The organism is Pseudomonas sp. 2822-17, from assembly GCF_002742485.1.
GTDB classification, from domain to species: Bacteria; Pseudomonadota; Gammaproteobacteria; order Pseudomonadales; family Pseudomonadaceae; genus Aquipseudomonas; species Aquipseudomonas cyclaminis.
In genome coordinates, this window is sequence record NZ_LJRZ01000350.1 from 163,936 (window position 1) to 176,710 (window position 12,775).

At 60.4% G+C, this 12,775-nt stretch carries 17 protein-coding genes; 11 read left to right on the top strand and 6 right to left on the bottom strand.

What is annotated here, in order from left to right:
* Positions 1-34 precede the first annotated feature (34 nt).
* The 5 genes from AOA60_RS33840 to yegS all read left to right on the top strand — a co-directional run bounded on the left by AOA60_RS33840 (position 35) and on the right by yegS (position 2,654).
* Entirely contained in the window at positions 35-343 is a 309-nt protein-coding gene (locus AOA60_RS33840) for a hypothetical protein (protein ID WP_099584167.1), read from the top strand.
* 59 nt (positions 344-402) lie between these two features.
* Positions 403-714: a hypothetical protein gene (locus AOA60_RS09190; RefSeq protein ID WP_099584148.1), complete on the top strand. Its 312-nt coding sequence runs from the start codon at positions 403-405 to the stop codon at positions 712-714.
* 24 nt (positions 715-738) lie between these two features.
* Entirely contained in the window at positions 739-1,065 is a 327-nt protein-coding gene (locus tag AOA60_RS09195) for a hypothetical protein (protein WP_099584149.1), read from the top strand.
* 33 nt (positions 1,066-1,098) lie between these two features.
* Positions 1,099-1,644, top strand: coding sequence for a hypothetical protein (locus tag AOA60_RS09200; RefSeq protein WP_099584150.1), 546 nt, complete (start codon positions 1,099-1,101; stop codon positions 1,642-1,644).
* A gap of 92 nt (positions 1,645-1,736) precedes the next feature.
* Positions 1,737-2,654, top strand: a complete 918-nt coding sequence (gene yegS / locus AOA60_RS09205; protein WP_099584151.1) for a lipid kinase YegS — start codon at positions 1,737-1,739, stop codon at positions 2,652-2,654.
* On the opposite strand, the gene AOA60_RS09210 is transcribed toward yegS, so the two are convergent.
* The 3 genes from AOA60_RS09210 to AOA60_RS09220 form a co-directional block, all read right to left on the bottom strand.
* Positions 2,613-3,272, bottom strand: a complete 660-nt coding sequence (locus AOA60_RS09210; protein WP_099584152.1) for a response regulator transcription factor — start codon at positions 3,270-3,272, stop codon at positions 2,613-2,615. The genes yegS and AOA60_RS09210 overlap by 42 nt on opposite strands.
* The gene (locus tag AOA60_RS09215; RefSeq protein WP_099584153.1) at positions 3,269-4,162 is read right to left on the bottom strand and encodes a sensor histidine kinase; all 894 of its coding nucleotides are present in this window, start codon (positions 4,160-4,162) and stop codon (positions 3,269-3,271) included. The genes AOA60_RS09210 and AOA60_RS09215 overlap by 4 nt, the downstream gene beginning before the upstream one ends.
* Positions 4,163-4,516: 354 nt before the next feature.
* A complete protein-coding gene (locus tag AOA60_RS09220; protein WP_177411557.1) occupies positions 4,517-4,966 on the bottom strand; it encodes a hypothetical protein in 450 nt (149 codons plus the stop codon).
* 552 nt (positions 4,967-5,518) lie between these two features.
* Between AOA60_RS09220 and AOA60_RS09225 the strand changes: the two genes are divergently transcribed.
* Both AOA60_RS09225 and AOA60_RS09230 read left to right on the top strand, forming a co-directional pair.
* A complete protein-coding gene (locus AOA60_RS09225) occupies positions 5,519-6,454 on the top strand; it encodes a chemotaxis protein CheV (protein WP_099584154.1) in 936 nt (311 codons plus the stop codon).
* 40 nt (positions 6,455-6,494) lie between these two features.
* A complete protein-coding gene (locus AOA60_RS09230) occupies positions 6,495-7,301 on the top strand; it encodes an MOSC domain-containing protein (RefSeq protein WP_099584155.1) in 807 nt (268 codons plus the stop codon).
* A 65-nt stretch (positions 7,302-7,366) separates the two neighbouring features.
* On the opposite strand, the gene AOA60_RS09235 is transcribed toward AOA60_RS09230, so the two are convergent.
* Entirely contained in the window at positions 7,367-7,651 is a 285-nt protein-coding gene (locus AOA60_RS09235) for a pyrimidine/purine nucleoside phosphorylase (RefSeq protein WP_010208796.1), read from the bottom strand.
* 64 nt (positions 7,652-7,715) lie between these two features.
* On the bottom strand, positions 7,716-8,258 hold the full coding sequence (locus AOA60_RS09240) for an exonuclease domain-containing protein (RefSeq protein WP_099584156.1): 543 nt from the start codon (positions 8,256-8,258) through the stop codon (positions 7,716-7,718).
* A 278-nt stretch (positions 8,259-8,536) separates the two neighbouring features.
* Here AOA60_RS09240 and AOA60_RS09245 point away from each other — a divergent pair, with 278 nt between their 5' ends.
* The 3 genes from AOA60_RS09245 to AOA60_RS09255 all read left to right on the top strand — a co-directional run bounded on the left by AOA60_RS09245 (position 8,537) and on the right by AOA60_RS09255 (position 11,123).
* The gene (locus AOA60_RS09245) at positions 8,537-9,160 is read left to right on the top strand and encodes a TetR/AcrR family transcriptional regulator (protein WP_099584157.1); all 624 of its coding nucleotides are present in this window, start codon (positions 8,537-8,539) and stop codon (positions 9,158-9,160) included.
* 93 nt (positions 9,161-9,253) lie between these two features.
* Entirely contained in the window at positions 9,254-10,042 is a 789-nt protein-coding gene (locus AOA60_RS09250; protein ID WP_099584158.1) for an ABC transporter substrate-binding protein, read from the top strand.
* Between the two features lie 67 nt (positions 10,043-10,109).
* Complete coding sequence (locus AOA60_RS09255) at positions 10,110-11,123, top strand: GNAT family N-acetyltransferase (protein ID WP_099584159.1); 1,014 nt, start codon at positions 10,110-10,112, stop codon at positions 11,121-11,123.
* A 48-nt stretch (positions 11,124-11,171) separates the two neighbouring features.
* Here AOA60_RS09255 and AOA60_RS09260 read toward each other — a convergent pair whose 3' ends face one another.
* Positions 11,172-11,723 carry an RNA polymerase factor sigma-70 gene (locus tag AOA60_RS09260; protein WP_034117025.1) on the bottom strand — a complete coding sequence of 184 codons (552 nt, stop codon included), beginning with the start codon at positions 11,721-11,723 and terminating at the stop codon, positions 11,172-11,174.
* Between the two features lie 299 nt (positions 11,724-12,022).
* Here AOA60_RS09260 and AOA60_RS09265 point away from each other — a divergent pair, with 299 nt between their 5' ends.
* A complete protein-coding gene (locus AOA60_RS09265; RefSeq protein WP_099584160.1) occupies positions 12,023-12,775 on the top strand; it encodes a thioesterase II family protein in 753 nt (250 codons plus the stop codon).

Here is a 12,775-nt window from a genome sequence, read left to right on the forward strand (position 1 = left end):
TGAACGATCTACGCAAACCATGAGGAAGATCGCGGTGTTCAGGAAGAGCCTGCTATTGAGTGTTTGCGCTGTGTTATTGATCAGTTGCACGGGCAGGGGCTTCCAACCACCGCCCCCGGATTTTACCTATTGGCAAAAGAGCGGGGTCTCTGTCGATGGCGTCAAGAACAGCATGCTCGCGTGCGGGTACGAAAATGTGGCGGGCACGGGCGGCGGCTCAATCGATGAGAGGCTTAGGAGCTTCTACTGCATGAAAGATGCGGGCTTCACACGCAAAGATAACTTGGACCTATGCAAGCTTGGCCGCGTTGGCGAATCACCGGTGTGTGAAGGTCGCCGCTGATCCATCACTAAAAGGTCGTAGGGAATGAACGATCTGCGCAAACCCTTAGGAAGAACACGATGTTCAGGAAGAGCCTGCTGCTGAGTGTTTACGCGGTGTTATTGATCGGCTGCACGGGGAGGGGCTTTCAACCACCGCCGCCGGAATTCACCAATTGGAAAAAAAGCGGCGTCTCGCAAGCAGGCGTCAAGAGCGCTATGACCGCTTGCGGCTATACCAACCTGACAGGGACGGGGGACAAGACGCCGATTGATCAGGTACTCAAACGGTTTTATTGCATGAAAGACGCCGGTTTCAAGCGTACGGACAACATTGACTTGTGCAAGGAAGGCCGTATCGGCGAATCACCGGTGTGCGAAGGCCGCCGGTAATCCATTACTGAAAGGAAGCAGGGAATGAACGAGCTACGCAATGGACTGTACGGCGTCGCGCTGGCATTGGTGGCGGCAGGGTTGGGCGGTTGTGCCTCGTCGATGACGGTCACCGGCGAGCCGGGGGTGAAAATGGGCCAGAGCTATGCCCAGGTGCTCGCGGTGGTCAGCCGCAACAACGCCGTGACCAAGCGGGTCGAGGGCGAAGGCTTTCGGGCTGAGGGTTACTCGCCGATGTTCAAGGACTGCCGTATCAAGTACTTCATCTTCCAGGGCGCCGATGGCTTGCAGATGGTGAAGTACGAGCCGGCGCCGCAGCTGTCGGTCAACCAGAATTGCCGACAGCCGTAAGCGGCTCTTTTTTCCTTTGCGAGTTGATTGCCAATGAATGTTTTACGTGGGGTTCCCGTGGTGTTGCTGGTGCTGCTGACGGGCTGCGGCCAGGTGGCGAACATCCGCTCGCTGTCCACCGGCTACGTCGCCCCGACGTCCGGCGAAACCGCTCGCGTGCGGTTGATCACCGACGGTCTGGTGCGCGCAGTACCGGGGCGTGATTGCCTGGATTGGAACGTGCCGGGCGCCGGGGTGATGGCGTCGACGAAGGCGGGCTTCCCCGATCACAACGGCGAAAGCCTGGGCATGCCAGGGCCGATTTACTCGTGGGACGCTGCCGTGTCGTCCGAGCTGGTGGTGCCGGCGAACACGCCGATCGCGTTTCATTACCTGGGGAAGTTGCAGTATTCCCGGCAATGCTCCAGCACAATGACCTTCGTGCCTCGGCCGGGGATGGACTACATGGTGCAGGCGTCCATCTATGCAAGCTGTTCGTTCCAGCTGCACGAACTGCCGGCGGGCGCTAAGCAATGGGTCGCGGTGGAGCCTGCGCCCAGGGGCAAGGTGTCGATGTGCAACGCGATGGATAATTTCTAACAGGCCAATTATTTTTCGGCCTGAATGACTTTTTCCTACTCCTCAAAGGTCAACATCCTTCAAGCACCATTGAACCCAGGAGTACGCCCCCCATGACCACCCCCAAGGCATTGTTGATCCTCCACGGCAAGCAAGCCCTCAACGAGGACGTGCGCGCGGCGGTGTTGGCCCGGCGCGAGCAGGGTTGGGAGTTGGCGGTGCGGGTGACGTGGGAGGGCGGTGACGCTCAACGGCTGGTCAAGGAGGCCCTGGACGTTGGGTATACCCATATCATTGCCGGCGGCGGCGATGGCACCTTGCGTGACGTGGCCGAAGCCATGGCCCAGGCCAAGAGCGACGCCAGCCTGGTGCTGATGCCATTGGGCACCGCCAATGATTTTGCCAAGGCCGCCGGCGTGCCGTTGGAGCCGGCCCAGGCCCTGGCGTTGCTGGATGTGCCGCCCAGGGCAATCGACTTGGGCCGTGTCGGCGGGCAGATTTTCCTGAACATGGCCACTGGCGGCTTCGGCAGCCAGGTCACGGCCAATACCTCCGAAGACCTGAAGAAAGTCCTCGGCGGCGCGGCTTATCTGTTCACCGGCCTGACGCGCTTCAGCGAGTTGAAGGCCGCCTATGGCGAGCTGGAAGGCCCGGACTTCCACTGGAAGGGCGAGCTGCTGGCGCTGGGCATCGGCAACGGTCGCCAGGCGGGCGGGGGGCATGTGCTGTGCCCTGGCGCATTGGCTGATGATGGCTTGCTCGACGTCAGCATTCTGCCGGCGCCCCAGGAAGTGGTCGGCACGTTGCTCAATCTGATGAGCGACGGCGGGCTCGACAATATGTTCGTGCGGGCGCGCCTGCCGTGGGTCAACATCAAGGTTGCGCAGGGCTTGTACATCAACCTTGATGGTGAGCCGCTGGAAGGGGACGACCTGCGTTTCGAAGCGCTGCCCAAGGCGCTTCGCGTGCATTTACCGGTGGGTTCGCCCCTAGTCGTCCAGGCTGATGATCTGCTCGCGCACGGCAAATAATACGAGCCCCGCCACGTCGAATATCTGCAGGCGCTTCATGATCTGCGACCGGTGCGCTTCCACGGTCTTGATGCTCAGGCCCAGGCCGTGGGCGATCTCGCGGGTGGATTTGCCGCGCACGATCAGACGCAGGATTTCCAGTTGGCGAGCCGTGAGGTTATGGCTGTGACCAGCGGGTGTGACTGACCCCTGGCTGCGCACCAGCGCCTGGTTGATCACCGTGTGGGCGATCGCCGGGCTCAGGTAACGCTCGTTGTTGCGCAGGGCTTGCAGCGCGTGTTCCAGCTCATTGGCGGTGGTGTCCTTGAGCAGATAGCCGTGGGCGCCGGCCTCCAGCGCGCACATGATCAGCTCCGGGTCGGTGTGCATCGACAGGATCAGCACCTTGCTCTTGGGGTGCGCACGCTTGAGTTGCTGCAAGGCGTCCAGGCCGCCGGTGTGCTTCATCGACAGGTCCAGCAGCACGATGTCCGGCAGCAGCGTATTGAATTGCTCCAGCAACTGCGCGCCATCGCTGGCTTCGCCCGTCACGGTGTAGCCGGGAATATCCTGGATCAGTGCACGTACGCCGGCCCGGATCAGGGCATGGTCGTCCACCAGCAGTAATGTGCAGCTCACTCGATAACCTTAGGGGCGCTGGCCCGTTCGAGGGCGCGGGGCGCCCAGGGGAAGAGCGCGTCGATGCGTGTTCCGTTGCCTGGCTGGCTGCTCACGGATAATGAACCGCCAAGCTGATCGATCCGCTCGGACATGCCCGCCATGCCTCGCTGGCCTTCCAGGCTGGGATTGATGGCGGGCGAAAAGCCCTGACCGTCATCGCAGATGGTCAGCGACAGTCCCTCGGGCAGGCGTTGCAGGCGTACCAGCAGGTTGCGCGCCTGGGCGTGGCGCAGCATGTTGGTGACGGCTTCCTGGGTGATGCGAAAAGCCGCCACGGCCATTTCTTCCGGGATGCCGGTCAGCCGTTGCTGGCATTCCAGGCTCCAATGCACCGGGGTGTTTTCCAGGGTCTTGAGCAGGTGCGCGCGCAGGCTGGCTTCCAGGCCCAGGCTGGCGAGCTGGCGAGGGTTGAGGATGGCGGACACGTCGCGCACCTTGGCCAGGGTCTCGTTCAAGGTGTTGCACAGGACGTTGCACTGGGTTTGCAGCTCATCCGGCAGGCGGCGCTTGAGCCATTCGCTTTGCAGCTTGGCGGCGGTCAACAGTTGACCGATATCGTCATGCAATTCGCGGCTGAGGCGGTGGCGTTCGTTTTCCTGCACTTGCAGCAGGCGATCGGCCAGTTCCTGGGGCTGGAACTTGATGGATTTGCGCGAGTACCACTGTTGCACGCCCACCACCAACACGGTGGCCAGGTTGAACAGCAGGATCATCAGCGGCAACGGTGCCGAGTGGGAATAAGCCCACAGGCTCAGCAGCAGCGAGCCAAGGCAGAGGGTGAGGATCAAACGGCGTGCATTGCTGCGGGACGCGGACCTTGCGATGAATGTCTTGAGGCTGGCATGCATAGCGGATGTAGCCAATGAAGGTTCGCTGCTGGAAGACCGGTCGACGCTGACCGGACGCTGTTTGGAATACGTGATTGAATCGTTTTCAAAGTGGCAAAAGTTCAGCCACTTCGAGCGGGTGATAGTACCACTACTCTTACCGTTGGTCGCCAGGTGCCTGTCTGGCGGGCTTATTTAGACGCGCAAACACCCCGGGACGCTAATCCCAGAGTTAATGAAGTGAGGTTTATTGTTTTAAAAGGCCTGTAGCCTTAATGGCTAATTGATATCCATGCAGGGGGCATTCAATTTCAGCGCGTTAATTAAATCTGTCGTTTTTAGACAACTTAGCGCTGAATCCGACTGGATAACCCCTCAAGAAGCGTGGTGAATACGCTGCTGCGGTTTATATCTGAAGTCCTTTTGTGGAATCTGCAGTGTGACCGTGGCGATCAATGTGGTTTGTTCCGCTTCATCCAGTGCCAACAGGCCTGTCTTCGCATCGATCAACTCCAGCTGCCAGGCCAGCAGTCTCAGGCAATCCTCCAAGGCATTGAGGGCCTCATCGTGCAGCTGCAGAGGGTTTTCGGCGTTGGCGATCAGGTATTGGATATGCCGCGAAAATTCGCTGATCGCCCCCAGAGCCAGGCAATCGGCCTTTTCGGCGAGCTTGATCAGGCTGACTTTCATGCAGTCGATGGCGTCGTTGTCGTTGCGAATCAAATGCAGGTGACTCAGGCACTCCTCCGACTTGGCCAGCAGCTTTTCAGCCTCGTACAGGAACTCTGGAAGTGCAAATTGCCACTCGTTACCGTCGTTCATCATGCAAATCTCCGCAACATAAGGTTGGGTGATGAGAGGTCGCACAGGGTGAATGGCGTAAAACTACTGCTGAAAGATAACTGGAGTATGTAGGTCGCTTCTGATTGTTCAGTAGGACGTTTATTTGAATGATGGCGACGGCTGCGCGTGGCCCTTGTGAGCAGGCTCAATTGCACACCATCAGTTGCCGCGACGTGAGCGTCCGGAAGACCCGTGGGCCGAGGGCTTGCGATGACAAACAAAAGCCTGACTCCATTCATGCAATGAGAATGGCGTCACATTAATGGCTATTAGATATTGCGAATATCAGGTTGGGCCTGATTGTGTATAGGGGAATCCCTTACATGGCGGAACCTTGCACCGATTTGAATGTCGTGCAATGCCGCAGTACCGCTGTCTGGAGACGTGCGTGCAGTAGAGCATGATGTCAGTGTGACATCAATAAATTTGCGTGGCATTTTAAGGGGGTCAAGGTCTGGCTTTCGCCGCCGATAACAGCAGTAATGAATTGCACAATCCCTTCGCGCATTTTCCAGCGCACACCAGGAGCTTTTAATGGCCGGCATTCTCGACACGGTAGACCAACGCACGCAACTGGTGGGTGAGAATCGCCTGGAGATCCTCATGTTTCGCCTGGCCGGGCGGCAGCTGTTCGCAATCAACGTGTTCAAGGTGCAGGAAGTCCTGCAACTGCCCAAGTTGACCCTGATGCCCCAGCGCCATCCCTTTGTGTGCGGTGTGGTCAACCTGCGTGGCCAGACCCTGCCGGTGATCGACCTGTCCCAGGCCATCGGCATGCGCCCGCTGGTGCCTGGCCCGAACAGCACCATCATCGTCACCGAATACAACCGTTCGGTGCAGGCGTTCCTGGTGGGCGGCGTGGACCGCATCGTCAACATGAACTGGGAGTCCATCCTGCCGCCGCCGACCAGCGCCGGGCGTCAGCACTACCTCACCGCCATCAGCAAGGTCGATGATCAACTGGTGGAAATCATCGACGTGGAAAAAGTCCTTGCCGAGATCGTGCCCTACAACGCCAAGGTTTCCCGCGAAAAGCTCGAAGACCCGGTGCTGGAACGAGCCCGTGGCCGCGAAGTATTGCTGGTGGACGACTCCAACGTTGCCCTGTCGCAATTGCGCGACACCCTGGGCCAACTGGGCGTGAAGATGCACATCGCCAGCGACGGCCTCAAGGCACTGAACATGCTCAAGGCCTGGGCCGAGGCCGGCCACGTGATGACCGACAAGCTGCTGATGATTTTCACCGACGCCGAAATGCCCGAGATGGACGGCTACCGTCTCACCACCGAGATCCGCAACGACCCGCGTCTGCGCAAGCTGTACGTGGTGCTGCATACCTCGCTGTCGGGCAGCTTCAACGACTCGATGGTGAAGAAGGTCGGATGCGACAACTTCCTGTCCAAATTCCAGCCCGACAAACTGGTGGATGTGGTGCGTCAGCGACTGATGCTGGACGAAGCCACCGCTTGACCTTAGGGTTGCATCTTTGCCCCCTCAGGAATGCAGGCCCATGCTTCGTCTCAGTGCGTTGTACCGTTACCCTTTGAAGTCCGGCAAGGCCGAAACCTTGCAGCAGATCGGCCTGGATAAACTCGGGTTGGACGGGGATCGACGCTGGATGCTGGTGGATGAGGCCAGCGGGCGTTTCCTTACGCAGCGGGCAGTGGCGAAGATGAGCCAGCTCTCGGCCCTGTGGAGCCGCAGCGGTGGCCTGACCTTGAGTTCGCCCGGCCATGCGCCGCTGGACGTGGCGCTGCCCGGCAGCGATGCCGAGTTGCGCGGCGTGACCATCTGGCGCGACACCTTGCGCGTGCCGGACGCCGGTGATGAAGCCGCCGCCTGGGTCAGCGCCTTTATCGGCAAGCCGACGCGGCTGGTGCAGATGCCCCTGGACCGTGCCCGCACGACCGAGGCCGGTTACGGTCGCGATGATGACCAGGTGGCGTTTGCCGACGGTTATCCGTTGCTCGTTATCGGGCAAGCGTCGCTGGACGACCTCTCGCAAAAAATCGGCCGCCCCATGGAGATGCTGCGCTTTCGTCCCAACCTGGTGATCGAAGGCGGTGAAGCCTTCGCTGAAGACGGCTGGAAGCGCCTGCGCATCGGTGATGTGGAGTTTCGTGCGGTCAAACGCTGCTCACGCTGCATTCTCACCACCATCGACCCGCAAACCGGCGAGCGCAGTGCCGACCGTGAGCCTTTCGCCACACTGGATACCTACCGCAAGACGGAGGACGGCGCGATGTTCGGCCAGAACCTGGTCAACGAGGGCAACGGCCGCCTGGAAGTGGGCATGCCAGTGACCATTCTCGAATAGTTTTCAGCGCCCATTAAAAATGCCCGTCTCGCAGGAGACGGGCATTTTTTTGAGCGGGCGAAGGCTTAGCCGCGGTATTCGCACAGGTAAGCGGTGTCCACGGCGACCTTCAGCTGGAACTTGCTGTTGGCCGGAACGTTGAACTGGCTGCCGGCGGCGAAGGTTTCCCACTCGCTGGCGTCAGGCAGTTTGACGGTCAGGGCGCCGGAAACCACGTGCATGATTTCACGCTGGGCGGTGCCGAATTCATATTCACCCGGAGCCATCACGCCGATGGTCGCCGGACCTTCTGCAGTGCCGAAAGCGATCGACTTGACGGTGCCGTCGAAGTACTCGTTGACTTTGAACATGGGCGAATCCTCGGAAAAAGGGTCTGGAAAGGTCGGCCAGTATGCCCAAGGGCGGGGGAGCTGCCTAGACCGGTAAAATCAACGGCAGCAGGCGAGCGGTATTGCGTGCATCTTCCAGTGCCCGATGTTGCTGGCCATGGAACTGCATGCCCGCCAATTGCAGCGCGCCGTTGAGCCCCAGGGGCTTGTCCAGGCGCCGGGCCTTGGCGAAGCGCTGCTTGAGGTTCACATGAGGCGTCTTGGCGAGTGCACTGACCAGGCTATTGCGCTGCCATTCAAGTTCAAGCTGCGCACGGTCATAGTCGCCCCAACTGGCCCAGCCTTCCAGGCGCGATTGATGCTGGCCCAGCCAGCGTTCGAACAGCGGCCACACCTCGGTGATGGGCGCGGCGGCGTCGATATTTGCCTGGGTGATGTGGGTCAACTGACGGCAAAAAGGCGTCAGCAATGGGCGGCGCAACGGCCGCACAAAGCGCTGGAAGTGGTCCAGTTCGCGGCCCTGGCGGTTGACCAGGCTCGCGCCGATCTCGATGACTTCCATCTCCGTCACGGGCCAGCCGCCTTCATCCGTTGTGGCTTCAAGGTCAATAATCAGCCAATGAGGCATTGTGCAGGTTCCCGTACTCGTCCCTTCTTGATGGGGATAGAGCGTAGCCCGGCCCTGTAGTTCCGCCCAGGGCCTATTCGATCTCCAGCAAAACCTGGCGATTGCGCACCGGGATTGCCGTCAATCACCTGTCCAGCCTTTGCAATCTCGTCAATGCCGACCGTGAGTGAATGTTCCCTGTTCATCGCGTCGAGCAAGATTTGGCCAAGCGCTTGCTTGGTTGGCGCACACGGCCTAAATTGCCGGCCAAGACGTCAGTGGAAGTAGAGGAGAGCAGCATGGATGAGCACCAAGCCCTGCGGGTGATGCGCACCATGGTCGAGGGCGGCCAATTGACCGATCCCGACAGCGCCCGGGGCAAATTGCTGCAAACCGCGGCGCACCTGTTTCGCAACAAGGGTTTCGAGCGCACCACCGTGCGTGACCTGGCCAGTGCGGTGGGCATTCAGTCCGGCAGCATCTTTCATCACTTCAAGAGCAAGGACGAGATCCTGCGGGCCGTGATGGAAGAAACCATCCACTACAACACAGCGATGATGCGGGCTTCGCTGGAGCACGCGACGAACGTGCGCGAGCGTGTACGGGCGCTGATTCGCTGCGAGTTGCAGTCGATCATGGGCGGCAGCGGCGAAGCCATGGCGGTACTGGTGTATGAATGGCGCTCGTTGTCGCAGGACGGCCAGGCCCAGGTCCTGGCGCTGCGCGACGTGTATGAAGACCTCTGGCTGCACGTGCTGGGCGAGGCCAAGGCTGCGGGCTATATCAAGGGTGATGTGTTTATCGCGCGGCGCTTTCTCACCGGCGCCTTGTCCTGGACCACCACCTGGTTTCGCGCCGAGGGCAACCTGACGCTGGAGCAGTTGGCCGAAGAAGCCCTGCTGATGGTTCTGAAAGCTGACTGAGGCGCAAGCTATTAATTTGGTGGTGGAAAGTTGTCTCGCCAGACAAAAACGCCTAGCTTATCGCCATCAATCGGTTGAACGGTGTGTGCCTTGATGTTTTCGCCATGGCGGCTGGCTGCAGGACTAACAATATGGGCACTGGGCGCCGTGTGGTGGATGCCGGCCTCGGCTGCGCAATTGGTGCGCGTCGGCGCGGCGCATTTCCCGCCTTACACGGTACGCCCGGAGCAGGGCGCCGACACCGGGTTGCTGCCGCAATTGGTCGAGGCCCTGAACGCCTTGCAAACCGACTACCAGTTTGTGCTGGTGCCCACCTCCATTCCCAGGCGTTTCCGCGATTTAGAGCAGGGCCGGATCGACATGGCCATCTTCGAAAACCCCGCCTGGGGCTGGCAGAAAATCCCCCACACCAGCATCGACATGGGGCTGGAAGACGCAGAGATTTTCATCGCCCAGCGTGAGCCCGGTCGCGGCCAGGACTATTTCGCCGACCTTGCGGGCAAACGCCTGGCGGTGTTCAGCGGATACCACTACGCCTTCGCCAGCTTCAATCCCGACCCCAGGAACATGGCCGAGCATTTCAACGCCACCTTGACCTATTCCCATGACAGCAACCTGCTGATGGTTGCGCGTGGGCGAGCGGACATTGCCTTGGTCACCCGTTCGTACCTGAGTGACTTTATGGTGCGCAATGCGGATATGGCCGCGCAGTTCCTGGTGTCGGAGCGTATCGATCAGGTCTATCACCATTACGCCTTGCTACGGCCGAAGGCGCCGATCACGGGGCCTGCGTTTGCCGAAATGCTCAAACGCCTGCGTGATAACGGCCAGATGCTGAAGATTTTCGAGCCGTACCGCATCGACGTGATGGCGGTACCTTGATCGGCTAAATTTCTTCCTCCGGCTCACGTCACTTCCTTATCTGTCGACGATTACGTGAGCCCCTCCCATGTCCAATCTCAATGACCTGTCGGTCCTGCCATTGCCGGCCGGGCCTGCCTTGAATGCTGATGAAACCGAAAGCCACCTGAGCCTGACCCTGGAAGGCCAGCCGCTGGCGCGTTTGCGCCTGGAACGTGGCGATGAATTGCAGGTGCATTTGCAGAACCCCGGCGATGTGCCTTCCGCCCGTGCCTTGTGGGCCGCCTGCTACTGGTTGTTTGCCAGGGAACCCGCTCGGCAGCGCCTGACCTGGCACCTCGCACATGCACCGCAAGAGGCCTTGAGCACTGGTTTGCTGGTGGTCGCCGAGACCGCCGGGCAATACCGCTGCGAGCGCACCCTGTTCTGGCAACTGCCCCAGCCGTGGTTGGGGCAATCGTCCAGTGGCAGCTACCCGCAACAGATGATTGTCAGTGCGGGCAAGCGCCACCCGGTCCGCGCACCGAAACCCCGAGGTGAAGTCTACCGACGTTACGACGCACGCCTCGGCGCCTGGATTTCCCTGCGCACCGTTGAAATCGATGTGGACCTGGCGCGCTTCAATCGCTGGCAGAACAGCGCGCGCGTGGCGAGTTTCTGGCAGGAAAGCGGCAGCCTGGAGCAGCATCGGGAATACCTCGACAAGCTCGCCGCCGATCCGCACACCCTCACGCTGATCGGCTGTTTCGACGATGAACCCTTTGCCTATTTCGAAGCCTACTGGGCCAAAGAAGACCGTATCGCACCGTTCTACGATGCGGCCGACTACGACCGTGGCATCCACATGCTGGTGGGGGAGGAACATCATCGCGGTCCGCACAAGGTCGCCAGCTGGCTGTCGGCGCTGGTGCACTACCTGTTCCTGGATGACCCGCGCACCCAGCGCGTGGTGGCGGAACCGCGTGCCGATAACGCGAAGATGATCGGCCATATGCACAACCAGTGTTTCCACTGCGAGAAGGAGTTCGACTTCCCGCACAAGCGCGCGGCGCTGATGATTCTGGGGCGGGAGCGGTTTTTTGAGCGGTGCGGGTTGATCTGAGGCGAGGTTCACAGGCGGGAGCGGGCAGGCCGCTCCCCATTTTTTGCCTCAGACCCGGCGTGCGAAGGTATCGCTATGGCTGCCCGACACCTTGCGGCAGTGCACCAGCGCATCGCGGATCATGAAGTTGACCAGCGTTGGCGACACCCCCAGTTCCTTGGCGATGTCCTTTTGCGGCACGCCGTGCAAGCGGTACATCTCGAACGCGTAGCGGGTGCGCTGGGGCAGCTCGGTCAGCGCGTCGGCGATGTTTTCCAAGGTGTTGAAATTGATGTGGGAGGTTTCCGGTGATGCGCCGTGAATAACCACATTCAAGCCTTCCTCTTCCGGCCCGGAGTATTTGAGTTCCAGGGCCTGCTTGCGGTAGTGATCGATGGCCAGGTTGCGCACGATCTGGAACAGGTAACTCAGCTGGGCCTTGAACGATGAGGTGATCGTCGGCGCCGATTGCAGGCGAAAGTAGGCGTCCTGCACGACATCTTCGGCGCGGGAGCGGCAGCCGGTAATACGTGCTGCGATCTTCACCAGAATCAATCGATTGTCGACGAACGCCTGGAGAAGTGGTGAGTCGCACCTGCCTGTGGATACTTGTTCCGTCATGGAAATCACCTTGATAAATAGGTTGGGGGAGGGCGTCCTTGCTGAGGCCTCCTACACATCGGGCAACAAATTAGGCTGAATGATAATGATTGTCAAATGAGAGGGCGAACTAATCTTATGCTTTCTTGTTCGGTGTGAACCACGTCTCGCTCATCCCCGGCGACTAATTATTTGCGGTTGCCGTCCGTTCTTCTGGGTGACAGGTCCGTTAGCAAGGCGGCCAAGGATCAGCACCCGCAGGAGGACGAAATGGGTTTTTACCGTGCACACAGCGTGTTTCAGTTTGGAGTCTTCGAGCGATGAGCACGCCGACCCGACTGCGCCTGTTCTGCCTGCCCTATTCCGGCGCCAGCGCCATGGTCTACGCACGGTGGCGCCGAGCGTTGCCCGAGTGGCTGCAGGTTTGCCCGCTGGAATTGCCTGGTCGCGGCATGCGCATGGACGAGCCCTTGCAGCGCGATATCAAGGCCCTGGCTGCGCAACTGGCGGATGAAATCAGCCACGATTTGAGTGGCCCCTACGCGTTGTTCGGCCACAGCCTTGGCGGCCTGCTCGCCTTTGAGCTGGCCCACGCATTGAACGCCCGCAACGTCCCTGCGCCGCTGGCGCTGTTCGCCTCCGGCACTGCCGGCCCGGCGCGCCGCGATGTCAGCGAATACGCCATCGAAAAGACCGATGAGCAACTGATCGCCCGCCTGCGTGAACTGCAGGGCACCGCCGAAGCAGCCCTGGCCAACCCCGAATTGATGCAACTGATGCTGCCTATCCTGCGTGCCGATTTCCTGCTGTGCGGCAGCTTCAACTATGGCGAACGCACGCCGCTGGCCATGCCGATCCATGTGTTCGGCGGCAAGCAGGACAGCGTGCGCGCCGACCAATTGCTCGACTGGCAACTCGATGCCGCCAGCGGCTTTTCCCTCGACATGTTCGACGGCCACCACTTCTTTCTCGTGCAGCACGAAAGCGCGGTATTGCGCTGCCTGCGGCGCTACGCCGACGAACACCTGGCCCGCTGGCGCAATGGCGTGACGCGGCAACTGGTCGCCGGCTGA